The organism is Pseudorhodobacter sp. MZDSW-24AT, from assembly GCF_002794355.1.
GTDB lineage: Bacteria > Pseudomonadota > Alphaproteobacteria > Rhodobacterales > Rhodobacteraceae > Pseudotabrizicola.
Genome location: NZ_PGOI01000012.1, coordinates 212,305 through 237,238 on the forward strand (window position 1 = coordinate 212,305; position 24,934 = coordinate 237,238).

Annotated in this window: 24 protein-coding genes and 1 tRNA gene; 11 read left to right on the forward strand and 14 right to left on the reverse strand. The window is 65.1% G+C overall.

Annotation, left to right across the window (positions count from 1 at the left end):
- The first annotated feature begins 130 nt into the window (after positions 1-130).
- Positions 131-991: a LysR family transcriptional regulator gene (locus CUR21_RS16565; protein WP_100198177.1), complete on the forward strand. Its 861-nt coding sequence runs from the start codon at positions 131-133 to the stop codon at positions 989-991.
- Between the two features lie 95 nt (positions 992-1,086).
- Here CUR21_RS16565 and preA read toward each other — a convergent pair whose 3' ends face one another.
- The 3 genes from preA to CUR21_RS16580 form a co-directional block, all read right to left on the reverse strand.
- Positions 1,087-2,388 (reverse strand): NAD-dependent dihydropyrimidine dehydrogenase subunit PreA, encoded by a 1,302-nt coding sequence (preA, locus tag CUR21_RS16570; RefSeq protein WP_100198178.1) that lies wholly within the window; start codon positions 2,386-2,388, stop codon positions 1,087-1,089.
- Between the two features lie 72 nt (positions 2,389-2,460).
- The gene (locus tag CUR21_RS16575) at positions 2,461-2,997 is read right to left on the reverse strand and encodes a DedA family protein (protein ID WP_100198179.1); all 537 of its coding nucleotides are present in this window, start codon (positions 2,995-2,997) and stop codon (positions 2,461-2,463) included.
- Positions 2,998-3,087: 90 nt separating this feature from the next.
- A complete protein-coding gene (locus tag CUR21_RS16580) occupies positions 3,088-4,407 on the reverse strand; it encodes an NAD(P)-dependent oxidoreductase (protein ID WP_100198180.1) in 1,320 nt (439 codons plus the stop codon).
- 252 nt (positions 4,408-4,659) lie between these two features.
- On the opposite strand from CUR21_RS16580, the gene accB reads away from it, so the two are divergent.
- From accB to aat, 3 genes are read left to right on the forward strand one after another with little or no spacing between them, the layout of a single operon-like run.
- Entirely contained in the window at positions 4,660-5,154 is a 495-nt protein-coding gene (gene accB / locus CUR21_RS16585; RefSeq protein ID WP_100198181.1) for an acetyl-CoA carboxylase biotin carboxyl carrier protein, read from the forward strand.
- A gap of 5 nt (positions 5,155-5,159) precedes the next feature.
- Complete coding sequence (accC, locus tag CUR21_RS16590; protein WP_100198182.1) at positions 5,160-6,506, forward strand: acetyl-CoA carboxylase biotin carboxylase subunit; 1,347 nt, start codon at positions 5,160-5,162, stop codon at positions 6,504-6,506.
- 55 nt (positions 6,507-6,561) lie between these two features.
- Entirely contained in the window at positions 6,562-7,263 is a 702-nt protein-coding gene (gene aat, locus CUR21_RS16595) for a leucyl/phenylalanyl-tRNA--protein transferase (protein WP_100198183.1), read from the forward strand.
- On the opposite strand, the gene CUR21_RS16600 is transcribed toward aat, so the two are convergent.
- The 5 genes from CUR21_RS16600 to CUR21_RS16620 form a co-directional block, all read right to left on the reverse strand.
- Positions 7,161-7,583 (reverse strand): DUF2155 domain-containing protein, encoded by a 423-nt coding sequence (locus CUR21_RS16600; protein ID WP_100198184.1) that lies wholly within the window; start codon positions 7,581-7,583, stop codon positions 7,161-7,163. The two genes, aat and CUR21_RS16600, sit on opposite strands and share 103 nt — an antisense overlap.
- Positions 7,580-8,044, reverse strand: coding sequence for an outer membrane lipid asymmetry maintenance protein MlaD (gene mlaD / locus CUR21_RS16605; RefSeq protein ID WP_100198185.1), 465 nt, complete (start codon positions 8,042-8,044; stop codon positions 7,580-7,582). Before mlaD ends, CUR21_RS16600 begins: the two co-directional genes overlap by 4 nt.
- Positions 8,044-8,418: an NADH:ubiquinone oxidoreductase subunit NDUFA12 gene (locus tag CUR21_RS16610; protein ID WP_100198186.1), complete on the reverse strand. Its 375-nt coding sequence runs from the start codon at positions 8,416-8,418 to the stop codon at positions 8,044-8,046. The genes mlaD and CUR21_RS16610 overlap by 1 nt, the downstream gene beginning before the upstream one ends.
- 199 nt (positions 8,419-8,617) lie before the next feature.
- Complete coding sequence (clpX, locus tag CUR21_RS16615; RefSeq protein WP_100198187.1) at positions 8,618-9,883, reverse strand: ATP-dependent Clp protease ATP-binding subunit ClpX; 1,266 nt, start codon at positions 9,881-9,883, stop codon at positions 8,618-8,620.
- A gap of 98 nt (positions 9,884-9,981) precedes the next feature.
- A complete protein-coding gene (locus CUR21_RS16620) occupies positions 9,982-10,614 on the reverse strand; it encodes an ATP-dependent Clp protease proteolytic subunit (protein ID WP_100198188.1) in 633 nt (210 codons plus the stop codon).
- 175 nt (positions 10,615-10,789) lie between these two features.
- Between CUR21_RS16620 and CUR21_RS16625 the strand changes: the two genes are divergently transcribed.
- Positions 10,790-11,992 (forward strand): FAD-binding domain-containing protein, encoded by a 1,203-nt coding sequence (locus CUR21_RS16625; RefSeq protein ID WP_100198189.1) that lies wholly within the window; start codon positions 10,790-10,792, stop codon positions 11,990-11,992.
- On the opposite strand, the gene CUR21_RS16630 is transcribed toward CUR21_RS16625, so the two are convergent.
- The gene (locus tag CUR21_RS16630) at positions 11,989-12,618 is read right to left on the reverse strand and encodes a CDP-alcohol phosphatidyltransferase family protein (RefSeq protein ID WP_100198190.1); all 630 of its coding nucleotides are present in this window, start codon (positions 12,616-12,618) and stop codon (positions 11,989-11,991) included. The two genes, CUR21_RS16625 and CUR21_RS16630, sit on opposite strands and share 4 nt — an antisense overlap.
- Before the next feature lie 204 nt (positions 12,619-12,822).
- On the opposite strand from CUR21_RS16630, the gene CUR21_RS16635 reads away from it, so the two are divergent.
- Genes CUR21_RS16635 through CUR21_RS16645 form a run of 3 tightly spaced genes read left to right on the forward strand, consistent with a single transcriptional unit; the run spans position 12,823 to position 16,342 of the window.
- Positions 12,823-14,022, forward strand: a complete 1,200-nt coding sequence (locus CUR21_RS16635) for an ABC transporter substrate-binding protein (RefSeq protein ID WP_232622836.1) — start codon at positions 12,823-12,825, stop codon at positions 14,020-14,022.
- Positions 14,019-15,692, forward strand: a complete 1,674-nt coding sequence (locus CUR21_RS16640; RefSeq protein ID WP_100198192.1) for an ABC transporter permease — start codon at positions 14,019-14,021, stop codon at positions 15,690-15,692. Before CUR21_RS16635 ends, CUR21_RS16640 begins: the two co-directional genes overlap by 4 nt.
- Entirely contained in the window at positions 15,689-16,342 is a 654-nt protein-coding gene (locus CUR21_RS16645) for an ATP-binding cassette domain-containing protein (protein WP_100198193.1), read from the forward strand. The genes CUR21_RS16640 and CUR21_RS16645 overlap by 4 nt, the downstream gene beginning before the upstream one ends.
- A gap of 25 nt (positions 16,343-16,367) precedes the next feature.
- Here the strand turns inward: CUR21_RS16645 and CUR21_RS16650 are convergent, their stop codons facing one another.
- Entirely contained in the window at positions 16,368-17,690 is a 1,323-nt protein-coding gene (locus CUR21_RS16650; protein WP_100198194.1) for an ATP-binding protein, read from the reverse strand.
- A 45-nt stretch (positions 17,691-17,735) separates the two neighbouring features.
- Between CUR21_RS16650 and CUR21_RS16655 the strand changes: the two genes are divergently transcribed.
- Positions 17,736-18,635, forward strand: coding sequence for an MBL fold metallo-hydrolase (locus CUR21_RS16655; RefSeq protein ID WP_232622837.1), 900 nt, complete (start codon positions 17,736-17,738; stop codon positions 18,633-18,635).
- 61 nt (positions 18,636-18,696) lie between these two features.
- Positions 18,697-18,771 (forward strand) — tRNA-Asn (locus tag CUR21_RS16660).
- A 656-nt stretch (positions 18,772-19,427) separates the two neighbouring features.
- Here CUR21_RS16660 and CUR21_RS16665 read toward each other — a convergent pair.
- The 3 genes from CUR21_RS16665 to CUR21_RS16675 form a co-directional block, all read right to left on the reverse strand.
- Positions 19,428-20,306, reverse strand: coding sequence for an acyl-homoserine-lactone synthase (locus tag CUR21_RS16665; RefSeq protein ID WP_100198195.1), 879 nt, complete (start codon positions 20,304-20,306; stop codon positions 19,428-19,430).
- A gap of 101 nt (positions 20,307-20,407) precedes the next feature.
- Positions 20,408-21,115: a LuxR family transcriptional regulator gene (locus CUR21_RS16670; protein WP_232622838.1), complete on the reverse strand. Its 708-nt coding sequence runs from the start codon at positions 21,113-21,115 to the stop codon at positions 20,408-20,410.
- Positions 21,112-21,516, reverse strand: coding sequence for a helix-turn-helix domain-containing protein (locus CUR21_RS16675; protein WP_157792050.1), 405 nt, complete (start codon positions 21,514-21,516; stop codon positions 21,112-21,114). The genes CUR21_RS16670 and CUR21_RS16675 overlap by 4 nt, the downstream gene beginning before the upstream one ends.
- A 425-nt stretch (positions 21,517-21,941) precedes the next feature.
- On the opposite strand from CUR21_RS16675, the gene CUR21_RS16680 reads away from it, so the two are divergent.
- Positions 21,942-23,303: a chloride channel protein gene (locus CUR21_RS16680; RefSeq protein WP_100198197.1), complete on the forward strand. Its 1,362-nt coding sequence runs from the start codon at positions 21,942-21,944 to the stop codon at positions 23,301-23,303.
- A 15-nt stretch (positions 23,304-23,318) separates the two neighbouring features.
- Here CUR21_RS16680 and CUR21_RS18680 read toward each other — a convergent pair.
- Positions 23,319-24,934: ATP-binding protein (locus tag CUR21_RS18680; RefSeq protein ID WP_369802544.1), on the reverse strand; the 1,616-nt coding region annotated here is incomplete at its 5' end.

Genomic DNA, 24,934 nt, shown 5'->3' on the forward strand with positions numbered 1-24,934 from the left:
CCCCGCACAGCCGCCATTCAATTCGCCCGCAGCTTGGCTATTGATCGGAAACTTCGATCAGGCTTTATCTTGGCTGAAATATCCCGGGGTCCGGGGCAGCGCCCCGGCGGCCAATCACAGGAGCCACCCGATGCAGATCGAGCAAATCGACACCTTCCTCGACCTGATCGAAACCCGCAGCTTTCACCGCACGGCCGAACGGCTGGGCCTCACCCAATCCACCGTCTCCGCCCGTCTGGTGGCGCTGGAACAGGCGGTCGGCGCCCGCCTCTTCACCCGCTCGCGCGCCGGCGCACAGCTCACCACCGAAGGCCTGAAGCTCGAACCCCACGCCCGCCTCCTGCGGCAGGAATGGACGATGGCCCGCCGCGCGGTGCTGGCCAATGGCACCGCCGCACTCACCTTGCGCATCGGCGTGCAGAATGATCTGGCCCCCGCTCATCTGGGCGCGCTCGTCGCCGATTTCCGCGCCTTGCTGCCCCAGGCCGCGCTCTATATCGAACCCGATTACTCCACCCAGATGTGCGCCGATCTGGTGACAGGCACGCTCGACGTCGCACTGCTCTTCACGCCCAAACCACAGCCCGACCTCTATTTCGAAAGCCTCGCCGAACTCCCCTATCGTCTGATTTCAACCCGTGCCGACACCCTGGCCACCCTTGCGCCAGAAACCTATGTCAGCGCGAATTTCTCGCCCGCATTCGAGGCCGCGCACCGCCAGCTGTTGCCCCATCTCGCGGCCACAGCGCTCTCGGTGGGCCAAAGCAGCGCCGTGGCGCTGTTGCTCGCGCAGATGGGCGGCGCGGGCTATGTGATGGACTCGCAAGCGCGCGCGCTGACAGCGGCGGGAGGCTACCATCTGGTGCCCGATGCGCCGGTGATCCACCAGCCGGTCTACGGCGCCATCCATCTGCGCAACCGCACCGCCACCACCCACAAACGCCTGATGCACTGCGCGCGCCGCAGGCTCAACACCCCCGGCGCGCGCTAAAGGCTGCGGCGCAGCCCTGTCAGACCGGGGCCCGAAAAAGCGTCGCTTTTTCGTCCTTGTCCCCCCGGCATCACAGATCCTTGGTCCGAACCGCCCTACTCTGCGGCTTGCACGCTCGGATTGTTCGGATGCGCCGTCCAGTTTGCGTAATCGCCCACGGTCGCCCCGGTGCGCGGGTCCACCGCGCCTTTCGGCAGTTCCACCATGGTGATGCAATTCTCCACCGGACAGACATTGACGCACAGGTTGCACGCCACGCATTCCTCCTCGATCACCTCGAACACCCGCCCCGGCTTCATCGCGATCGCCTGATGGCTGGTGTCTTCGCAGGCCGCATAGCAGCGCCCGCACTTGATGCAATCGTCCTGATTGATCTGTGCCTTGGTCACATAATTCAGGTTCAGATACTGCCAGTCGGTCACATTGGGCACCGCGCGCCCCACCAGATCGGCGGTCGAGGCAAAGCCTTTCTCATCCATGTATTGCGACAGGCCCGAGATCATTTCCTGCACGATCTTGAAGCCATAGGTCATCGCCGCCGTGCACACCTGCACATTGCCCGCCCCCAGCGCCATGAACTCCGCCGCATCGCGCCACGTGGTGACCCCGCCGATGCCCGAAATCGGCAGCCCACGCGTCTCGGCACTGCGCGCAATCTCGGCCACCATGTTCAGCGCGATCGGCTTCACCGCCGGGCCGCAATAGCCGCCATGGGTGCCCTTGCCATCGATCATCGGCTCGGGGCTGAAGCTGTCAAGGTTCACGCTTGTGATCGAGTTGATCGTGTTGATCAGGCTCACCGCATCCGCCCCGCCCCGCTTGGCCGCCTCGGCGGGCTTGCGGATGTCCGAGATATTGGGCGTGAGCTTCACGATACAGGGCATCCGGCTGTGAGTCTTCACCCAGCGCGTCACCATCTCGATATATTCCGGCACCTGCCCCACGGCAGAGCCCATGCCGCGCTCGGCCATCCCATGCGGACAGCCGAAATTCAGCTCGACCCCATCGGCCTCGGTGTCCTCGATCCGGTGCAGGATGTCTTTCCAGGACTCCTCGTCACAGGGCACCATCAGGCTTATGATCAGCGCGCGGTCCTTGTAATCGCGCTTGACCGATTTGATCTCGCGCAGGTTCACCTCCAGCGGGCGGTCGGTGATCAGTTCGATGTTGTTCAGGCCCAGCAGGCGGCGGTCCGCCCCCCAGATCGCGCCATAGCGCGGGCCGTTGACGTTCACCACCGGCGGCCCCTCTGCGCCAAGGGTCTTCCAGACCACGCCGCCCCAGCCCGCCTCAAAGGCGCGGCGGACGTTGTATTCCTTGTCGGTCGGCGGGGCAGAAGCCAGCCAGAACGGGTTGGGGGATTTGATGCCGATGAAATCCGTGGCAAGATCAGCCATGTCAGTTCTCCATGCGATGCGTCACAGGTCGGCCTTGGCCGCCCTGACGTCTGATGTTTTTGAAAGGAGTGCTCAGAAGGGCAGCAGCGACCAAAGCCAGCCCAGCAGGTCGCCGCCATATTGGCCGATCTTCGGAATCAGATAGGCCCAGGCCAAGGCGCCCGTCACGTTGTAGATCATGAAGCGCGGCAATCGCATGCCGCTCATCCCTGCCATCAGAAAGACCACCGGACGCAACGGTCCGATGAAATGGCCGAAAAGCACCGTGACGGGGCCCCATTTTGCAAAGGCGGCGCGGGCGCGTTCGATCAGATCGGGGTGATCGACAAGCGGGCGCATTTGCAACATCGCGCCGCCATAGCGCCGCCCCAGCCAGTAGGAAAAGGTCGATCCGATCAGCGCACCGAGCGATGCGCCCACCCATAAGGGCCAAAACGGCACCACCCCGGTGGCCACCAAGGCGCCCACCCCCACCAGCACGGCGGTCGAGGGCACGAGGATCGACAGAAAGGCCGTGGTCTCGGCGGCCGCGAACACCACCATGATCAGCGGGGTCCACCCCTGATGCGCGGCGATGAACGCCAAGATGCTCTGGCCGATTCCGTCCAAGACCCTCTCCCCCTGCACAAGGCCGCTGCACTGGCCCTGCCCTATCTGGGGCGGCGGCACCCGGAGTGAAAGGTGTCACGCGCTGCGGCATCACGCCTCCGACAAATGCGCGTGAATTGCAAGCGCCGCGTCACGCCCTTGCGCCACCGCCGTCACCGTCAGATCTTCGCCCCCCGCCGTGCAATCGCCCCCGGCCCAGACGCGCGCGGGCAGCCCGGTGATCTTGCCCCCGGCGACGGCCGCGCCGTCCGGCACGCCGGTCAGCGTCTGGCCAATCGCCTTGAACACCTGATCCGCCTTCAACCGGAACGTCTCGCCCGTGGGCACCAGTCCAGCCTCGGTGTCGGCCATATAGGCAAATTCCACCTCGCGCACCGCGCCATTGCCATGCACCGCCACCGGGGCCGCATTGCAGATGATGCGCACGCCCGAGGCCGTCGCATGCTCTTGCTCATAGCCCGAGGCCGACATCTTTTCTTGCCCGCGCCGGTAGACGATGGTCACGTTTTCGGCGCCAAGCAGCTTGGATTGCACCGCCGCATCCACCGCCGTCATGCCGCCCCCGATCACCACCACATCCCGGCCCACCGGCAGAGTGGTCAGATCGGTGCTCTGGCGCAATTCGGCGATGAAATCCACCGCATTGGCCACCCCCGTCTTTTCCTCCCCCGCCGCGCGCAAGGCATTGACCCCGCCCAGACCGATGCCCAGAAACACCGCGTCATGGCGCTCCAGCAACCCGTCCAGCGTCACATCGCGGCCCAGCTCCACCCCGGTCTGCACCGTGATGCCGCCGATCTGCAGCAACCAGTCCACCTCTTTCTGCGCAAAGCCCCCCGTCGATTTGTAGCTGGCAATCCCGTATTCGTTGAGCCCCCCGGCCTTGGCGCGGCGCTCATAGATCACAACGTCATGGCCATGCATCGCCAGACGGTGCGCACAGGCCAGACCCGCTGGCCCTGCCCCCACCACCGCCACCGTCTTGCCGGTGCGGGGCGCACGGGTGAACGGATGCAACCCGCGCGCCATCGCCACATCGGTGGCAAAGCGCTGCAACCGCCCGATCTCGACCGGCTTGCCCTCGGCCGCCTCGCGCACACAGGCTTCTTCACACAGCGTCTCGGTGGGGCAGACCCGGGCACACATGCCGCCCAGAATGTTCTGCGTCCAGATCGTCGTCGCCGCAGCTTCCGGCGTGCCGGTGGCGATCTGGCGGATGAACAGCGGAATGTCGATGGCGGTGGGGCAGGCGGTGATGCAGGGCGCATCATGGCAGAAATAACAGCGATCCGCCGCGACATGGGCCTCATGCCCATCCAGTGGCGGCGTGTGGTCTGCAAAGTTCCCGGCGATCCTGTCGGCTGGCAGGCGGCCGGACACAATGCCGGGCGTCAGCGGGCTGTGAGTCATCAGCGATAGTCTCCCTGTTTTCTTGTGATCTTTGAAAAAACGCTGGCACAGGTCCTTTTTTTTATCAAATGGTAAATTTTAGCCCCTCACATTATTTCAGGCCTTCCGCACAAAACTGCCCAAAAATTGCACAGCCGAATGGGTGCTTTTCTCGCCGGAAAACGCAGGCTATAAGCGGTCAGCCCCGATGCCCGGCCCTTGCGCCAAGGGTCAACGGTAACCAACTGGCATATAAGCCAACCAGAGGACGGCATGAGCAAACATTCCCCCGACGCAGATGTGGCCTTTATCTCGGCCCTTGCAGAACTTCTGAACAAGAACGAGCTGACCGAGCTGAGCGTGAAGCGCGAATATGGCGAGGATGACAGCCTTGAAGTGCGCGTGGTCAAACAGGCCAATATCGTCACCACCCAAGTGGCAGGCCCTGCCCCGGTCTATGCGCCCGCCCCTGCCGCCGCCGCTGCGGCGCCTGCGGCCGCCGCACCGGCTGGCAATGACGATCCCGCCCAGCACCCCGGCGCCGTGACCTCGCCCATGGTCGGCACCTGCTATCTTGCCGCCGAACCGGGGGCGACGCCCTTCACCACCGTCGGCGCCACCGTCAGCGAAGGCCAGACCGTGCTGATCATCGAAGCCATGAAAACCATGAACCACATCCCGGCCCCCCGCTCGGGCACCGTCAAGCGCATCATGGTCGAAGACGGCACGCCCGTGGAATTCGGCGCCCCGCTCCTGATCATCGAGTGACGCCGATGTTTGAAAAAATCCTGATCGCCAACCGGGGGGAAATCGCGCTGCGCGTGATTCGCGCCTGCCGTGAAATGGGGATCAAATCGGTCGCCGTCCACTCCACCGCCGACGCCGATGCCATGCATGTCCGCATGGCGGATGAGTCGATCTGCATCGGTCCTGCGCCAAGTTCCGAAAGCTATCTGAACAAGGCCGCCATCATTTCGGCCTGCGAGATAACGGGCGCACAGGCCGTGCATCCGGGCTATGGTTTCCTGTCGGAAAACGCCAGTTTCGCGCAGGCCTTGCAAGATCACGGCCTCACCTTCATCGGACCCAATGCAGAGCATATCCGCATCATGGGCGACAAGATCACCGCCAAGGTCACGGCCAAGGATCTGGGCATTCCGGTGGTGCCGGGCTCTGATGGCGGTGTGTCGGATTTCGAAACCGCAATCGGCGTGGCCGAAAGCATCGGGTTTCCGGTCATCATCAAAGCCACCGCCGGCGGCGGCGGCCGCGGTATGAAAGTGGCCAAGAATGCCGCCGAGCTGGAGGTTGCGTTCCGCACCGCCCGCTCCGAGGCCAAGAATGCCTTCGGCAATGACGAAGTCTATATCGAGAAATACCTGCAAAAGCCCCGCCATATCGAGATTCAGGTCTTTGGCGATGGCAAGGGCCGCGCCGTGCATCTGGGCGAACGCGACTGCTCGCTTCAGCGCCGCCACCAGAAAGTCTTCGAAGAAGCGCCCGGCCCCTCGATCACGCCCGCGATGCGCGCCGAAATCGGCAAGATCTGCGCCGATGCCGTGGCCAAGATCAACTACATCGGGGCTGGCACCATCGAGTTTCTCTATGAAGACGGCAAGTTCTACTTCATCGAGATGAACACCCGCCTGCAGGTGGAACATCCTGTCACCGAATATATTTTCGGGGTGGATCTCGTGCGCGAACAGATCCGGGTCGCGGCGGGCCTGCCGATGTCCTTCGGTCAGGATGATCTCGAAATCAACGGCCACGCCATCGAAGTGCGGATCAATGCCGAAAAGCTGCCGAACTTCGCGCCCTGCCCCGGCAAGGTGCAGATGTTCCACGCGCCCGGCGGCTTTGGCGTCCGCATGGATTCGGCGCTTTACTCCGGCTATTCGATCCCGCCCTATTACGACAGCCTGATCGGCAAGCTGATCGTCCACGGCCGTGACCGCCCCGAGGCCTTGGCCCGCCTGCGCCGCGCCTTGGGCGAGCTGATCATCGACGGGGTGGAAACCACCACCCCCCTCTTCGATGCCCTGTTGAACGAGCCCGACATCCAGTCCGGCGATTACAACATTCACTGGCTGGAAAAATGGCTGGCCGCGCAGTTCGGCTAAGCTTTGGCGGGGGGGCATGCCCCCCCGCTGGCGCCGCTGCCCCGGCGCCCGTGTCATGACCACGCACCTCACCCCCGCCCTTTTGCTTCAGGCCTATGCCATGGGAATCTTCCCGATGGCAGAGTCCGCCTCGGCGCCCGAGGTGCATTGGATCGATCCCAAGCGGCGCGGCGTCTTCGATCTCGACCGCTTCCACATCTCGCGCTCGCTGCGCCGTGCGATCTTGCGCGCGGAGTATCAGGTAACGGTCGACACCGATTTTGCAGGCGTGGTCGCGGCCTGTGCCGACCGGCCAGAAACCTGGATCAACCCGACCATTTTTACCCTGTATCAAGCCCTGCACGCGCAAGGACAGGCCCACAGCCTTGAAGTCCGCGCCGAAGGCGCGCTGATCGGGGGGGTCTATGGCGTGGTGCTGGGGGGCGCTTTCTTCGGCGAATCCATGTTCTCACGCCGGACCGATGCCTCAAAGATCGCGCTGGCCTGGCTGGTGCACCGCTTGCGTGCCGGAGGCTTCACGCTGTTTGACACGCAGTTCCTGACGCCGCATCTGGCAAGCCTAGGCGCCATCGAAATTCCGCGCGCCGAATACCACCGCAGGCTCGCGCGCGCCTTGAACACAGCCGCGCAGTTCGCCCCCCCGGGCTACGCGCCTTATCCTTCGTTGATCTCTTCCAGCGGCTCGTCCGACGGGTCCGGCTCGGTCACTTCTGGCGCCACAAAGCCGGAATCGCAAGACAGCACCCAGATGTCGTAGCGCGGGTGATCCATGGCTGACAGCGCGGGGCTCGACGCCAGCATCCAGCCGGAAAACATCGTCTGCGCCGCTTCCGTTTCGACCACTGTCAGGTGTGCCTGCGCATCCGCCGCCGGGTTGTCGCGTGGAAAACGGCATTCGTCCAGCAACACCGTCAAGCGACCCAGCTGCACCGTCTCTCCGCGCGACATCGACAGATCCGCCACGCGGCCCGTCACCTTGTCCAGAAAGCGCAAGGTCCCGCCGGGGGCCGAGTCCATCTCTTGCGCGGCGGCCAGACCGGGCGCCAGCAGCATCAGCGCCAGACACAGCCGCTTCATGGCGTGGCCTCCGGCTCATCCGAGCCGCTGACGAATTTCATCAACAGCGTGATCAGGCTCACCGCGCCTTGCGTGTCTTCGATCTCATCCCCCGGAGACAAAGTGTCCAAGGCCCCGCCCGGCACGATCTCCACGAAATTCCCGCCCAGCAAGCCTTCCGAAGAAATCAGAATCGCACTGTCCTCGGGCAACAGGATGTCCTGCCGGATCTGAATGGTGGCATCGGCGAAAAAGGTTTCCGGATTCAGGCGCAGATCACTGATGGTCCCCACCTTAAGCCCTGCCATCCGCACATCGGACCCAATGCTGATTCCATCCATCGCACGAAAGCTCGCGGTCAGCGGATAGGTTTGTCCCACCCGCGTCATCAGCCCGGCCGAATTGGCCGCATAGGCCAAAAACCCCACCGCCACGGCCAGCACCGCAGCGCCCGCCAGGATCTCCGCGCGCTCCGATGCCATTATTCCGGCTGCCACGCTTCATAATCGGCGCGCGGCGCTGGCTGCGCGCGGCGCAGCGACCCGCTGGGCGCATAAGCCGCCATCGTCCCGGTCAGGTTCTCCTGATGCGGCTTTTCCCATGCCTTACGGCGCAGCGGCGCCTTGGTCGGCGGCTCGTCCCACGTGAAATGCAGCCAGCCATGCCAGTCGGGCGACACCCGCGAGGCTTCCATCTCGCCGTTGTAAATCACCCAGCGCTTCTTGGCGTCGGCGGTTTGGTAATAGATGTTGCCCTGATCATCCTCGCCCACCTTGATCCCCTTGCGGGCGGTAAAGATCTGGGTGCCAATCGTCTGGCTGTTCCACCAGGTGAGCAGGCGCTTGAGGAAATACATCGGGAGCCTCCGGTTGCTTGTGCCTGATATGGCGGAAATAGCGGTCAAGGTCTAGGGCCTCTGCACCCTGCACATCACCAGACGCCGGGGCCCTGCGCGATTTTTCGCAGAAAAATCGTCCTCCCCCGCCAACACAACTTTTGGTGAAAAAAGGCGCGGGAACACCCGCGCCTTGCGACCTCGTCCCTCGCACAGCGTCTCAGCCGGCGTTGGCGGTTTCTTTCTTCTTCGGGGCTTCGGTGTAAACCAACATGGGCTTGGCCCCGGCGTTCACCGCCTCATCCTTCACCACCACCTCTTGCACACCTTCCATCCCCGGCAGCTCGAACATGGTGTCCAGCAGAATGTCTTCCATGATCGAGCGCAAGCCGCGGGCACCCGTCTTGCGCTTGATCGCGCGCTTGGCAATCGCCGTCAGCGCATCGGGTGTAAAGGTCAACTTGACGCCTTCGATGTCAAACAACCGCTGATACTGCTTCACCAGCGCGTTCTTCGGCTCCGTCAGGATGGTGACCAGCGCCGCCTCGTCCAGATCGGTCAGCGTGGCCAGAACCGGCAGACGGCCCACGAATTCCGGGATCAAGCCGAATTTCAGCAGATCTTCCGGCTCCAGCTCCTTGAACAGCTCGCCCACACCGCGGCCATCCGGATCTTTCACATCGGCGCCAAAGCCGATGCCCGATCCTTTGCCGCGCTGCGCGATGATCTTTTCAAGGCCGGCAAAAGCCCCGCCACAGATGAACAGGATGTTCGTGGTGTCCACCTGCAGGAATTCCTGCTGCGGGTGCTTGCGGCCACCTTGCGGCGGAACGCTGGCCACGGTGCCTTCCATGATCTTCAAAAGCGCCTGCTGCACACCCTCGCCGCTCACATCGCGGGTGATCGACGGATTGTCCGACTTGCGGGTGATCTTGTCGACCTCGTCAATATAGACGATCCCGCGCTGTGCGCGCTCCACGTTGTATTCGCTGGCCTGCAACAGCTTGAGGATGATGTTCTCCACATCCTCGCCCACATAGCCCGCTTCCGTCAGCGTGGTGGCATCCGCCATCGTGAACGGCACATCCAGAATCCGCGCCAGCGTTTGCGCCAGCAACGTCTTGCCGCAGCCTGTCGGCCCGATCAGCAGGATGTTCGACTTCGACAGCTCGATATCCGATTTCGACGAATGGTTCAGCCGCTTGTAGTGGTTGTGCACCGCGACCGACAGCACGCGCTTGGCATGGATCTGGCCGATCACGTAATCATCCAGAACCTTGCAGATGTCGCGCGGGGTCGGCACCCCATCGGTGGATTTCAGGCCGGTGGTCTTGGTCTCTTCGCGGATGATATCCATGCAGAGTTCCACGCATTCATCGCAGATGAACACGGTGGGACCGGCAATCAGCTTTCGCACCTCATGCTGGCTTTTGCCGCAGAAGGAACAGTAAAGCGTGTTCTTGCTGTCGCCGGAATTGTTCGCCATGGGTTTCCTCAAGCCTTGTCAACGGAAAGTCTAGGCCAAGCCACAACCCTCCACAATGTCAAATTGCCCCCCGGACGCGCCGCCCGGGGGGCAAGGTGTCACTTCGTCGTGTCATCCACCTTGCCACGGCTGGCCACGATCTCGTCGATCAGGCCCCACGCCTTGGCATCTTCGGCCGACATGAAATTGTCGCGCTCCAGCGCCGCCTCCACCGTTTCATAGCTGTTGCCGGTGTGATGCACATAAATCTCGTTCAAGCGGCGCTTGAGCTTTTCGGTCTCACGGGCATGGATCATGATATCCGTCGCCTGCCCCTGATACCCGCCCGAAGGCTGGTGCACCATCACCCGGCTGTTGGGCAGGCTGAAGCGCATGCCCTTTTCCCCGGCGGTCAGCAACAGGCTGCCCATCGAGGCCGCCTGCCCGATCACAAGCGTGCTGACCTTGGGCTTGATGTATTGCATGGTGTCATAGATCGACAGCCCGCTCGTCACCACGCCGCCGGGGCTGTTGATATACATGCTGATTTCCTTCGACGGATTTTCCGCCTCAAGAAACAGCAGTTGCGCGCAGATCAGGCTGGACATGCCATCATGCACCGGGCCGGACAGAAAGATGATCCGCTCCTTCAGCATGCGCGAAAAGATGTCATAAGCCCGCTCGCCCCGGCTGGTCTGTTCGACAACCATGGGGACAAGGGTATTCATGTAGTGATCAACGGGGTCGCGCATGGGGCCTGCCTCTTGGATGTCTGCAAGGTAAATACGGGGCGGTCATTGACAGAGTCTTAGTGGGGCGATGCGGGGGCTGCAAGGGCACCCGGTTTTTTCCCCGCCATCGCGGTGCAGAGCCTCTGTGCAGCCTTGCCCTTGATCCTGCGCGGAACCGGGCTAGCTGCGGGCCACGATGAAGACCCCCTTTCCCCACCCCACCGCCACCCGCGACAGCGCCTTGGCGCAGCTCCATCGCTTCCTGCCTCTGGCGGGCAAGGATTACGCCATACGGCGCAACCTGCACCGGCCGGGGCATCCGCATGTGTCGCAACTCTCGCCCTATCTGCGCAGCCGCATTCTCACCGAAGCCGAAGTGATCCACGCCGTCCGCGCCGCCCATGGGGCCGAGGCCGATACATTCGTGTCCGAAGTGCTTTGGCGCACCTATTGGAAGGGCTGGCTCGAAATGCGCCCGCAGGTCTGGCGTGAGACGCGGGCGGCGGTGCACGCCGCGCTCGCCCGACTCGACCGTGACCGCGATCTTGCCCGCACGCATGAGGCCGCCTGCGCCGGACAAACCGGGATCGATGGCTTTGATGATTGGGCGCGCGACTTGGTCGCCACCGGCTATATGCACAACCATCAGCGCATGTGTTTTGCCTCGATCTGGATCTTCACCTTGCATCTGCCGTGGCAACTCGGGGCCGATTTCTTCCTGCGCCACCTCCTTGACGGCGATCCCGCGTCGAACACCCTGTCCTGGCGCTGGGTGGCGGGCCTGCACACGCCTGGCAAAACCTATCTCGCCAAGGCCGAGGCGATCACCACGCTCAGCGACGGGCGCTATTGGCCCAAGGGCCTTGCGACGCAGGATTTCCCGATCAGCGGCCCCGCAAATCCACCCGCAGGCCCTTGCCCGCAAGGTGGCGCTTGGGACCATGGCCTTCCCACCGCCTTGCTTTTGCACGAGGAAGATCTGTCACCGGACTGGCTGTTAAACGCCGGGCTGCGCCCCCTCTCGACCGCTTTCCTGCTCGATCCCGAGGCGCGCTCCCCGCGCCCGGTCTCGCCGCTCATCAAGGATTTCCTGCGCCAAGGCGTGGAAGACTGCATTCAGCGCCACAGCGCCGATCTGGCCTCTTTGCATGGTCCGGTGCACGGCCCGGGCGCGGTGGATGCGGTGGTGGCTTGGGCACGGCAGACGGCAGCCCTGCAAGTCGTCACGCCCTTCGCCCCGGTTGGCCCCGTGGCCGATCTGCTCACCGATCTCGACCAACGGCTCGCGGCGGAAAACATCCGTCTCGTGCGGGCGATGCGCCCTTATGATGCCGCGCTTTGGCCACATGCAACGCATGGCTTCTTCCGCTTTCATCAGGCCGCGCGCGCCCTCGTCTAATCCCGACCGGAGGGCGCATCGAAAAACGCGCGCCGCCCCAGCACCACACGGGCGGCCGCGGTGACCAGACACAGCCCGCCGAAAATCAAGGCCGCCTCGGGAAACAGGGCCGGGAACAGGCACAGCAGCACGAAAAACCCGATCGTCTCGGTGCCTTCCAGCAATCCAACGGCATAATACAGCGATTTCTCGCCTTGCTGCGTGGTCGTCATCCGCCGTTTGGCCGCAATGATCGCATAGCCCAGAAAGCTCGCCGCATTGGTGTAAAACGCCGCCAGCAAAAAGGCCCCCGCCACCCCGTTCGCAGCCGGATCGCGCAGCACAAAGGCCAGCGGAATCGCCGCGTAAAACACGAAGTCGCAAAAGATATCGAAATATCCGCCGAAATCGGTCTTGAACGTTGCGCGCGCCACCGCGCCATCCAGCCCGTCCAGCAGACGGCCCAGCAAAAGCGGCAGCAAAGCCATCCAGCCCGGCAGGCCAACGGCCAGCATCGCCGCCGCCGCCAGACCAAAGCCAAGGCCAAGCAGCGTCACGCCATCCGCCGTCGCCCCCCGCGCGGCCAGCCAATGCCCCGCCCGGTTCAAGGGCGGATCGATCAGGCGGCGCATCACCCCGTCCAGCATGCGAAAATCCTTTCCTGCCACGCTCCTGCTTCGTCAAAAACGGCCTCGCGTTACAGCGGCTGGCGCGAATGTGTCTGCCCGTCACGAACAAGTGTCTGGCCAGAATATCCCTTGCCACCAAGGCGATGCCCTGCATATCCCAATGCCATATCCTGCGACAAGCAGGCTTGTGGCCACACCTTCGGCCCTTACACAGGGATGACCATGCTCAGACGCCATTTTCTGCTCGCCGCAGCCAGCCTTTTTGCCCTTCCCGCCCATGCACAAACCGCGTGGGACAACATTCTCGAGGCGGCACGAGGCCAGACGGTCTATTGGCACGCATGGGGCGGTGACCCCAAGATCAATGATTTCATCGCCTATGTGGGCGAACAGGCGCAGTCCCGCCACGGCGTGAAGCTCGAGCATGTGAAACTCGCCTCCACCGCCGATGCCGTCGCCCGCGTGCTGGGGGAACGCAATGCCGGCACGCTCACGGGCGGCGCGGTCGATCTCATCTGGATCAATGGCGAGAATTTTGCCGCCATGAAGGATCAAGGCCTGCTCTTTGGCCCCTTCGCCGAAAACCTGCCGAACTGGACTTATGTCGATGTCGCGGGCAAGCCCGCCGTGGTCACCGATTTCACCCTGCCCACCGAAGGCTATGAATCGCCTTGGGCGATGGCGCAGCTCGTGTTTGAATATGACAGCAGCCGTCTGCCGCAGCCGCCCCGCACCCTTGAGGCGCTGAAAGACTGGGTGCTCGCCCACCCCGGGCGCTTCACCTATCCGCAGCCGCCCGATTACCTCGGCGCCACCTTTCTCAAACAAGTGGCCTATGGCACGCTCGCCGATCCTTCCGTGATGCAGGCGCCGCTGGACGAAGCCACCTATGAACAGACCATGGCCCCGATGTGGGCCTGGCTCGATGAGGTGACCCCCGCCTTGTGGCGCGCGGGCAAGGCCTACCCGCAAAACGAACCCGCGCTGGGGCAGTTGCTGGCCGACGCTGAAATCGACATTGGCTTCGCGCTCAACCCCGGCCGCGCCAGCGCCGAAATCGCAGCAGGCAATCTGGCCGATAGCGTGCGCACCTTCACCTTCGAAGGGGGCACAATCGGCAATGCCTCCTTCGTGGCGATCCCCTTCAACGCCGCGCATCAGGCGGGCGCCCAAGTGGTGGCCAATCTCCTCCTCGACCCCGAGATTCAGGCCCGTGCGCAAGACCCTGCCGTGCTGGGCTTCCAGACCGTTCTGAACCTCGACGCGCTCTCCCCAGCCGACCGAACCCGTTTTGACGCGCTGGAACTGGGCATTGCCACGCTTTCCCCTGCCGATCTTGGGCCTGCGCTCCTTGAACCGCATGGCAGCTGGATGGTCCGCATCAGCCAAGACTGGATCCAACGCTACGGCGTCGCCCAATGATCTCGGGCGGCCTGCTGCGGTGGGCCCCCCGCCTCACACTGGCGCTTTTGGCGGGGCCGGTCGCGGCAGGCCTGCTGGGCACGCTCATCCCCGCATTTTCCAATGATGCCAAAGGGTTTCGCGCCCTTCTTGATTGGCCGGGCCTCTGGCCTGCCTTGCGGCTTTCCCTCACCACCGGGCTTGCCGCCACCGCGCTCTCGCTTGGGATCACGCTCCTCTTGGTGGCAAGCCTCTGGGGCACGCGGGTCTTTGCCCTGATCCAACATCTGCTCGCCCCGCTCCTGTCAGTCCCGCATGCGGCGGCGGCGCTGGGGCTTGCCTTTCTGATCGCCCCGTCCGGCTGGATCGCGCGCCTCCTGTCGCCTTGGGCCACCGGCTGGGCGCACCCGCCCGATCTTCTCATTCTGAACGACCCTTACGGGCTCTCGCTGACGCTTGGCCTTGTCGCAAAAGAGGTGCCGTTCCTCTTCCTCATGGCGCTTGCGGCCTTGCCACAAACCGATGTCGCGCGGCGCCTGAACGTGGCGCAATCCTTGGGCGCCGGGCGGATCGCGGCTTTTCTCGTTTCCGTATTGCCAAGCCTTTACAGTCAGTTGCGCCTGCCCGTTTATGCAGTTCTTGCCTATTCGATGACCGCCGTCGAAATGGCGATGATCCTTGGCCCGACCCGTCCCGCCACGCTCTCCGCGCAGGTGGTGATCTGGATGGCCGATCCGATGCTCCAAGGCCAGTCCACCGCCGCCGCCGGGGCGATGCTGCAACTGGCGGCCGTGCTCGCAGCGCTCCTTTTGTGGGTGGGGGCCGAACGCATCGCCCGGCACGCCCTCATCCGTCTGGCCGAAGCGGGCCTGCGCGCCCATCTGGTCGATCCGGCCTTGCGCGGGCTGGCCATCCTGACCGGCAGTCTCACCGCAGGAGCCCTGATCCTCGGGCTTGCAAGCCTTGCCGTCTGGTCGGTCGCCGGGCTCTGGCAGTTCCCCGACGCGCTGCCCGAAAGCCTTACCATGCGCACCTGGATGCGCGCCGCTCCCGATCTCATCCGCACCGGCGCGCTGACGCTTGGCATCGCCGCCACGGCCACGGGCCTGTCCCTCGCTCTCGTCCTCGCCTGTCTCGAGGCCGAACATCGCCACGGTCTCTCCCCCCGCGCAGGCGCGCTCTGGGTGCTCTACCTGCCGCTGCTGGTGCCGCAGGTGGCCTTCCTGCCCGGCCTGCAAGCCGCGGCCCTGCGCAGCGGGGCAGAAGGCCATTGGCTCGCCGTTGCCGCCGCGCATCTGGTCTTCGTGCTGCCTTATGTCTTTCTTTCCCTCGCGCCGGCCTACCGCGCATGGGACAACCGCATCTCGGTGGCAGGCCTTTCGCTTGGCGCCTCTCCCGCCCGCGTCTTCTGGCGCTTGCGCCTGCCCATGCTGCTGCGCCCGGTGCTGACGGCGGCAGCGGTCGGCCTCGCCGTCTCGGTCGGGCAATACTTGCCCACGCTGCTCATCGGCGGCGGCCGCGTCGAAACCCTCACAACCGAGGCCGTCGCCCTGTCTTCGGGCGGCAACCGCCGCCTGATCGGAGCCTATGCCCTGCTGCAAATGCTGTTGCCCGCCTTGGGCTTTGCGCTCGCGCTTCTGCTGCCCGCCCTTGTCTTCCGCCATCGGCGCGGTATGGCGGTGACATCATGACCGGCACGCTCACCTTGCAAGATCTGCGCATCGATCAAGGCACCACCCCCGTGGTGGCGCTCGATCTCTCCGTTGCCCCCGGCGAGGTGCTTACCATCATGGGGCCCTCGGGCTCGGGCAAATCCACTGCACTGTCCGCCATCATGGGCACCCTCGCCCCCGCTTTCCGGCAACAGGGCCGCATCATCCTTCAAGGACGCGACATCACCACCCTGCCACCACATCAGCGCCGCGTCGGCCTGCTGTTTCAGGATGATGTGCTTTTCCCGCATCTCTCAGTCGGGGCCAACCTCGCCTTCGCGCTGCCCCCCGCCATCAAGGGCCGCGCCACCCGCCGCGCCCGGGTCGAAGCCGCCCTCGCACAGGCCGAGCTTGCAGGCTTTGCCGACCGCGATCCCGCCACCCTCTCGGGCGGTCAGCGCGCCCGCGTGGCGCTCATGCGCACGCTTCTCGCACAGCCTTGCGCGCTCTTGCTCGATGAACCCTTTTCACGGCTCGATGCGGGCCTGCGCGCCCAGATCCGCGGCTTTGTGCTCAGCCGCATCCGCGACACCGGCCTTGCGGCCATTCTCGTGACCCATGATGCCGAAGATGCCCATGCGGCGGGGGGGCGCGTCATCACCCCGCTGGGCGCACCCGTCGTGCTTTAGCACGCCAGCATCAACTCGTCGTGCTTTAGCGCGCCAGCATCAACTCGGCGCGCAAGCCCCCCAGATCCTCCGACCGCCCAAGCACCAGCCGCCCGCCATGGCTGCGCGCCACATCGGCGGCAATCGACAGCCCCAAACCCACGCCTCCGCCCCGGTTGGGGTCACGCGCCGCCCCCAACCGCGCAAAGGGCGCCATCGCCGCCTCGCGCTGCGCCTCGGGGATGCCGGGGCCGTTATCCTCCACCACAAAGCGCAAGCCCCGCTCCGTCGCAGACAGCGTCAGCCGCACCCGGCTGCCATGGCGCTGCGCATTGCCCACCAGATTCTCCACCGCCCGCTGCACCGCCTGCGGGCGCAAGCGCAGCAGCAGCGGCCCGGGCAGCCGCGACTCCCACTCCAGATGCCCGCCCGAGCGCGCCACATTGTCCGCGATCCGCCCGGCAATCTCCACCGGATCGGCCTCGACAGAATCCTCCATCGCATCGCCGCGGACAAAGGCCAGGAATTCATCCACCAGCCGCTCCATCTCGCGCACATCCGACAGCAGCGCCACCACCTCCTCATCCTCGGGCAGCATCGACAGCCCCAGCCGCAACCGGGTGATCGGCGTGCGCAAGTCATGGCTCACCCCGGAAAGCATCAGCGTGCGGGTCTCGATCGCCCGCTCGATCCGCCCGCGCATGTCCAGAAACGCCGCCCCCGCCGCCCTTACCTCCAGCGCCCCGCGCGGCCGATAAGGCACCGTCTCCCCCTTGCCAAAGGCTTCCGCCGCCTCCGCAAGGCGCTTGATGGGCCGCAACTGATTGCGCAGGAAGAGATAGGCGATCAGCGTCATCAGAACCGAGGCCAGCAGCATGATCACCAACAGCTGATGCGGGTTAGACGCCGAAACCCGCCCCCGCGGCACCGAAACCCGCATCGGCCCGAACCGCGTGTCCTCTGTCAACAGCACCGTGCCGCGCACGCTGGCAAGATCGATAGACACCACATTGGGCAAGCGTCCCCGCAGCTCTGCGATCACCGCCCCCGCCGTCAGGTCGCCCCAAGCCCGGCGATCCGCCTCCGCCACCGCCAGCGCGGGCAACTCCAGCCCAAGCTCCACCGCACGCGCCAAGGGCTGCGCCGCCGCCAGTGCCGCCTCCAGACTGGGCGCCGCCTCCACCGCCTGCCGCAACAGCCCCAGATCGACCACCACCCCATGCACCAGCTGCCGGGTCACCCCCTCGAAATGCCGCTGGATAAAGGCGATCGACACGATCAGCTGAATCGTCACCGTCGGCACGATCAGGATCAGCGCGGCACGGCCGAACAGGCTGCGGGGCAAAAAGGGCTTGAGGCTCAGGCGCATGCGTTTAGCCTAGCCGCCGGACAGGCCAAAGGAAAGCGCGCACCGATGCAGCCCGGCAAGATCAGCCAGATCGCCCCCCAGATTCGCCGCCTCCTCGCCCCCAACCCCTCACCGATGACAGGGCCGGGCACGAACAGCTATCTGATCGGTGAAGGCAAGGATCTGATTCTTCTCGATCCCGGCCCGGATGATCCCGCCCATCTCGCCGCGCTTGAGGCCGCCCTCGCCCCGGGGGAACGGCTCGCGGCCATCGTCGTCACCCATGCCCATAAAGACCATTCCGCCGCAGCCCCGCGCGTCGCCGCGCGCAGCGGGGCACCGGTGCTGGCCTTTGGCGATGCCACTGCTGGCCGCAGCCCGCTGATGCAGCGGCTCGCGACCGCTGGCCTTCCCGGTGGCGGCGAAGGCGTCGACACCGCCTTCCGTCCCGACCACAGCCTGCCCGATGGCGCCCAAATCCCTTGTGGCAGCACGCATCTGCGGGTGATTCACACCCCCGGCCATATGGGCGGGCACATCTGTCTCGCCTTTGGCGATGTGCTCTTCTCCGGCGATCACGCCATGGGCTGGGCCTCAAGCCTGATCTCCCCCCCCGATGGTGACATGGGCGCCTATATGGCCTCGCTGGCCCGCCTCGCCGCCGCGCCTTGGTCGTTGATGCTGCCGGGCCACGGCCCCGAGGTCACCCGGGTGGCCGAACGGCTGGCTGATTTGCTCACCCACCGCCAAAGCCGCGAGGCCGAAGTGCTCTTGGCGCTCAGCCACGCGCCAGCCACCGCCCAAGCCCTCACCCGGCGCATCTACCACAGCACGCCTGCCCCGCTCCTGCCCGCCGCGCAACGCAACGTTCTCGCCCATCTGCTTGATCTCATGGACAGAAATCACATCACCTGCGCCTTGCCCTTGGGCCCCGAAACTATTTTCACCCGATCTGCCCCAAAGTGACATTTTTTCCCGAAATGCCCCTTGCCGCCCCCGAAACACATGGCTATACACCCCCTCGTGTTCCGGCGTAGCTCAGCGGTAGAGCAGTTGACTGTTAATCAATTGGTCGTAGGTTCGATCCCTACCGCCGGAGCCAAAAATCCTCAGGATTTTGCAAAGCTACAGGGGAAGCGGTGACGCTTGCCCCTATACCCGCTCTAATCGCGATCCATCATCTGCTGTGATCTTCCCAAGCGGCAAAGCCTGCTTTGCAAAATGATCCGGCAGCCCGCTCGTGCCATCCGCGCAGGGCACCTGTGACGCAGCACATGCTCAAAGACAAGCGATCCGCGCCCACCCCATGGGGCACGCGGGACGGGTCTCCAACCCCAAGGGCGATGATTTCGGCGAAGATGCGGTTTTTGCAAAACAAAGGGCGACGTGGAACGGGCAGAGGGGTAAAGCCCTAAGGGCAATCACAAAAGGCCCTGAGGGCGGAAGGAAGCGCCCCTTCGCCCGACCGCCCAAAGCGGGTTCTGAAATGCCGGAGCGCACCGGCGCAAGGCGCAGGTGCTCGGTCCCGACCCAAAGGGAGCGGAGAGGGTTCGGCGTCAGGGCCCGTCCCCTCATAACGCCCGCCCTCTCATAACCCGCGGCGTGCGTTTGCGCGCGGGCTCGAACCGTCGCCAGCGCGCGGATCCTCAACACAGGCCCCTCTGTCACCGCCTGCAACGGTCAGGCGGCAGCGGATCTGGCCTTTGCGCCTTGCGCAGATCAGGCGCGACCGCCTGATCCGCAGCAGTGCGACGGGGGTCAGCCCTGCGCAACCAGCTGATGCGTGGCCGGATAGATGCGCTCGCGCACCAGAATTTCGACAAGGCGCAAGGCAGCGGCGCGGTCGGCATCCGTCTCTGCGCTTTCGATCTGGGCGCGGCAATAGTCGCGAATATCCTCGGGCAGCACGGGCACCTCCGGCTCTTGCGGTTGCGACATCAGCGCCAGCCATTCCGCCACATCCGCGCTCACCGAACCGGCGTCCTCGCGGCTGTCCAGCAAGGCGCGGACCGCATCATCCGAGGCAAAGACATCATGCTGGATGCCCGCAAAGGCGCGCACACGGCTGATCCGCTCTTCCGTGCAGTCAAGCAGCGCGGCCATCGCCGGAACCTTGCCCATCTGCTTGGTCGAGCCGACATAGTCATAAGGCGCGTTGTCCGACCGTTTCAGCACCCGGTTCACAACCGGGTCGATCACGGTGATGATGTCCGAAATCCCCGAACGGCGGGCATATTCCAGCGAACCGATCATCAACTCGCAGGTCGCCATCGAGACGGCCTTCATGCTTTCCCCATCCCGGCACAGGCGCTGGGTGTCGACGCAGAAGCGGGTCGATTCCCACAAGGTGGCACTGCGCAGCGGCGGCTCGCCATCCAGCAGAACCTGGAACACGTCGGAAAGCATGTGCGGCCCGGTCGTCTGCAAGGCGCGCACGCAAGAGATCACATGCCCCTCATCGTCCAGCCCGATCACATAGGCCGGGTCCAGCCGGTCGAACTGGTCGATCTCGCGACCGTCGACAATCTCGACTTCCCAGCCCAGCCGATCGCCAAACACACGGGCCCGAAGTTGAAACATTTCATCCAAGAGATCGCCAAAGCGGTCTTTGTTTAGCGCGTCAATCACGATGATCATTTCTTTTTCCTGACGTTAGAGGCCGTGTGAGACCAACACTAAACCGTCAGGCGGGACCAAGACTATGAGGGGAATCCCGTAAAGATCGAACTAATCTGCGCTCAAAGCGGGTAGATCAGACCCAGCATGATCGCGCGACCAACCGCTTGCGGGGTGGTGAGCGCATAAAGCTTTTCGCGCCCCGACCGCAAGTGCACTTCCACGGTGCGATGCGAAATGCCCAAGATATCGCCGATGTCCTGCTGCGATTTGCCCGCGGCAATCCACTGCAGGATCTCCCGCTCGCGCGTCGACAGCGCCGGATAGCGCAGCGCACGCGACAGCGCATCCGACCGCATCACGGTGTCATGCACATGCACCGCCACCGATTGCAGATCGGGCAGAATGTGCTCGGAGAGCTTCTTCCAATCCGAGGCGGAACAGTCGCGCGTCACGCTCAACATGCCAATGTCGCCATAAGGCCCGCGCACCGGAATGGTCAGCCCACGATCGGTGATGCCGAAATCCTTGGCATCGCGGAAGGTCTTGGCAAAGCCTTCGGTCTTTTCCAGACGGCTCCAGTCCACCGGCGCGATCGACCGGCTGGCCACCAGAAGCGTCGGGTCAATCCGATGCAGGCCGTTCTGGGTGTAGTGCTGCTTCCACGGATCGGGATAATTCACATAGCCATGCACCGATCCCGAAATCGGGTTGGTTCCGGCATAGGCCGCGTGATCAAGCTCGAAACGGTCGCACAACTGATCAAGGAACGTGACAAAGCTTTCCGCGTGGCGGGGTTCGCTGCCAAGATCAATCAGGTCGGCGTTCAATTCAGATTTCCTCGCGCCTTCACCGGCACCACCTTCACCCCTTCCGGCATCCGGCGCGCAAATGTCTGGGCCATGCTCAGGATCGCATCTTGCTGGCGGTCCGACATGCGCTTGAAGTCCGAAAGGATCTGCGCCTCGCGCGCCGACAGATCGTCACGCGATCCGGTCTGGCCCGACTCGGGCGTCACGCTGATCCCCTCAAAGAATTTGGCGATCGGCACGTCCAGTGCTTCCGAGATCTCAAACAGCCGGGCGGCCGGAACATGGGCCGTTCCTTTTTCATAAGCAACAATTTGGTCGGCATCAACCGACAGACGCCGCGCAAGCTCCGCCTGGGTGATGCCACGCACCCATCGAGACTGCCGGATTCGTCGTCCAATGTAACTGTCGAGGCTACTCATACCCTGCGATTCCATCAAAGCCCTGTCTAGAAAGGCTTACAGGAGTTTTTGTCCGGATCAACCAGCGGATGTGCACAGAACCTGTTCTCAGCGCCCGGTTTTCGAAACGATGTGTTGACAGGCGCTTTCCCTTTTTCACAAGGGCGCGCCAGCGCGCAACTGTCAGCGCGCGCGCAAGCGCTGTGCGTTTTAGCACAAGGTGTCTCCGCCGCGTCCAGCGCCGCCATTTGCCCCCCGTTTTGCCCTCCCTCGCCCCAACCGTCGCCAAACAGACGCACCGCACAACTGCCGATCCGCTCTGCCCTCACAAGGCTTGCATTCACCGAGATGATCCCTGATCCATGCAGGCCGCAGCCGCTGCTTGGCGGCCTGCACCTCGCAACAGGCACCGCCGAGGCAACGCGGCACAGCGCGGAGACACGTCCATGCACCTCCCCGGCCCCTTTCAGGACCAGTGGCGCCATCTGCGCGCGGTCGCCTTTTGGGTCCTGCTCCTGCTGCCGCTCGCCATCGCCATCGGCTCCGCCGTCGCCCTGTTTCTCTGGTCGCTCGACCGCGCCACACAGGCGCGCTTCGACCACCCTTGGCTGATCTGGTGGATGCCGGTGGCCGGATTTGCCATGGTCTGGGCCTATCAGCGTTTTGGCGGCACCTCCGGCGGCGGCAACAACCTGATCTTGGAGGAAATCCATCAGCCCGGCGCGGGGGTGCCGCTGCGCATGGCCCCCTTCATCCTGATCTCCACCGTGCTCACCCATCTGGTCGGCGGCTCGGCCGGGCGCGAAGGCACCGCCGTGCAGATCGGCGGCGCGCTGGCCGGCGGTTTGGGCCGACGGCTGTCCTTGCCGCCCGACGCGCGGCGGACCCTTCTGATCTGCGGCATCGCAGCAGGCTTCGGAGCCGTCTTCGGCACGCCGCTGGCGGGCACCATCTTCGCGCTCGAGGTGCTGATGATCGGGCGCATCCAGATGGGCGCGCTGCTGCCTGCCCTGTTCGCGGCCCTCGTGGGCGATTGGACCGTGCGGGCATGGAATGTCAGCCATGTGCATTACGACATCGTCTTTGTCGCCAACGAAGGCGCGGGGTGGTTTGGCGTCGATCTCCTCTTGCTCGCCAAGGTGGCGCTGGCCGGGGTGCTCTTTGGCCTTTGCGCCCGTGCTTTTGCCGAATCCACCCATGCGCTGGGCGCGGTGTGGGCGCGGCTCCTCCCCTATGCCCCCTTGCGCCCGGTCTTGGCCGCCGCCCTGATCCTGATGCTCGTCTATCTGCTCGACACCCGCGCCTATCTGGGCCTTGGCGTCTGGACCGATCTCCCCGGCGACCCATCGCTCCTTGGATTCTTCGAACCCGGCGGCACCGATTACACCAGCTGGTTCTGGAAATTCCTCTTTACCGTCATCACCTTGTCCGCCGGATTCAAGGGCGGCGAGGTCACACCGCTGTTCTTCATCGGCGCGGCGCTGGGGGTGGCTTTGGGCGCTTTGCTGGGCGTGCCCACCGATCTGATGGCCGCCATCGGCTTTGTCGCGGTCTTTGCCGGGGCGACCAACACGCCCTTGGCTTGTTTCATCATGGGGATCGAGCTTTTTGGCGCCACCCATGCCATCCCGCTCGCCATTGGCTGCTTCACCGCCTATGCCGCCTCGGGCCACGGCTCCATCTACAGCGCGCAACGCATTGCGCTGCCAAAGGTCGGCGGCACCCTCGCCTCCGGTCCCGGCCAACGCCTGCACAGCTGGCGCGCCACCCGCCGCTCGCTGCCGCAAAACCGCGATCCAAAACCCTGATCGGCCCTGCCGCCGTCAGAGGGGCGTCACCACCGCCTGCATCCGCACCCCGCCCAAGGCGGCAAAGGCGCGCTGGCGACAGGTCAGCACAAGGATCTGCTGATCCTGTGCCACCCGGTGCAGCGCGGTGAACATCGCCTCGATCCGGTCATCGTCACTGTGCACCAGCGCATCGTCCAAGATCACCGGCACCTGTCGCCCCGCCCGCGCAAACAGGCGTGCAAAGGCCAAGCGGGTCAGCACTGCCAACTGCTCGCGTGTGCCCCCGGACAGCACCTCCAGCTCTTCCGACACCCCGTCGCGCAGCAAGGCCACGGGCAGCAGGCTCGCGTCATCCATCTGCAACGCGGCGCCCGGATGCAGGATCGACAACAGCGGGTTCAGCTCGCGCAGCACCGGGGCAAAATAGGTGTCCCGCGCCGCCCGCCGCGCCGAGGTCAGCGTCTCGCGCAGCAAGGCCAGCGCCTTCACCTCGCGCTCATAGCGCCCCGCCCGCGCCTCCGCGCTCGCCGCGCGACCGCGCAATTCCTCCAACGTTTCCTCGATCCCCTCATCGGCCCAAGCCGCGATCAGCCCGTTGATCCCGGCCAGCGCGGTGTCGCAGGCGGCCCGATCTTTCTGCCGCTCGGCCACCACCGCGCGCAACCGCGTCACCGCCGCGCGCGCGGTCTCCAGATCCGGCGCATCCGCCGTCAGCGCCGCCAGCCGCGCCGCGGCCTGCGCCTCAGCCTCCGCCAAAGCCTCCTGCGAACGGCGCTGGTCCAACAGCCCCGCCGCAAGCGCCAGCGGATCGCCCGCCTCGGCGCGGGTCGCCTCCAACGCCTCCTCTGCCGCCTTCAGCGCGGCCACGGCACCCGCGCGCGCCTCGCGCAGCTGGCCGTGGCGCGCCTCCGCCGCGTTGCGCGCCGACAAGCAGGTCTGCGCCAACCCCTGTGCCGCGGCCAAAGCCGCTTCCAGCCCGGCCACATCCGCCGCCGCGTCATCGTCCTCTGTGGCCCCTTCTCCCGCCTCTGCCTCGGCACTCGCCAGTCGGGCGCGCAGCGCCTCGATCCCGCCGTCCGCCAAGGCGGCAAGCAGATCGCGCGCCCCCGCGATGGCCCCGTCCAGCCGCTGCGCCTCGGCCAAGGCCCTGCGCGCCGCCGCCAGATCCGGCGCCGCGCAGGCCGCAAGTGCTGCCGCCAGATCCTGCCGCGCCCGGCCGATCCGCTCTGCCAAGCCGTCGCCCGCGCCCAAGCCGGGGTCAATCGTCATCTGGCCAATCCCCGGCAGGTCCAGCCGTGTGACACCTTGCAGCCGCAGACCGCTCTCTGTCAGCGCCTGCCCCTCCAGCGTCACCCGCGCCGCGCCGGTATAGGACAGACGCACCGCCACCTGCCGCGCTTCATCCTGCGCCGTCAGCCGGTCCAGCACCGCCTGCGCCGCCTCGGCCCGCTCCAGCGCCGCCGGGGTCACGCGCAGCACCGCGCGCGCCGCACTCTGCGCTTCCCAATGCCGCCGCTGCGCCTCGGCCTGCGCCAGCTGCGCCGCCAGTGTCACCGCCCGTGCCCGGGCCGCGCGCGCTTGATCGGCCCGGCGTGCGCGCTCCACCCTGTCGGCCGCGACGCCAAGAGCTGTCACCGCCGCGCCATGCT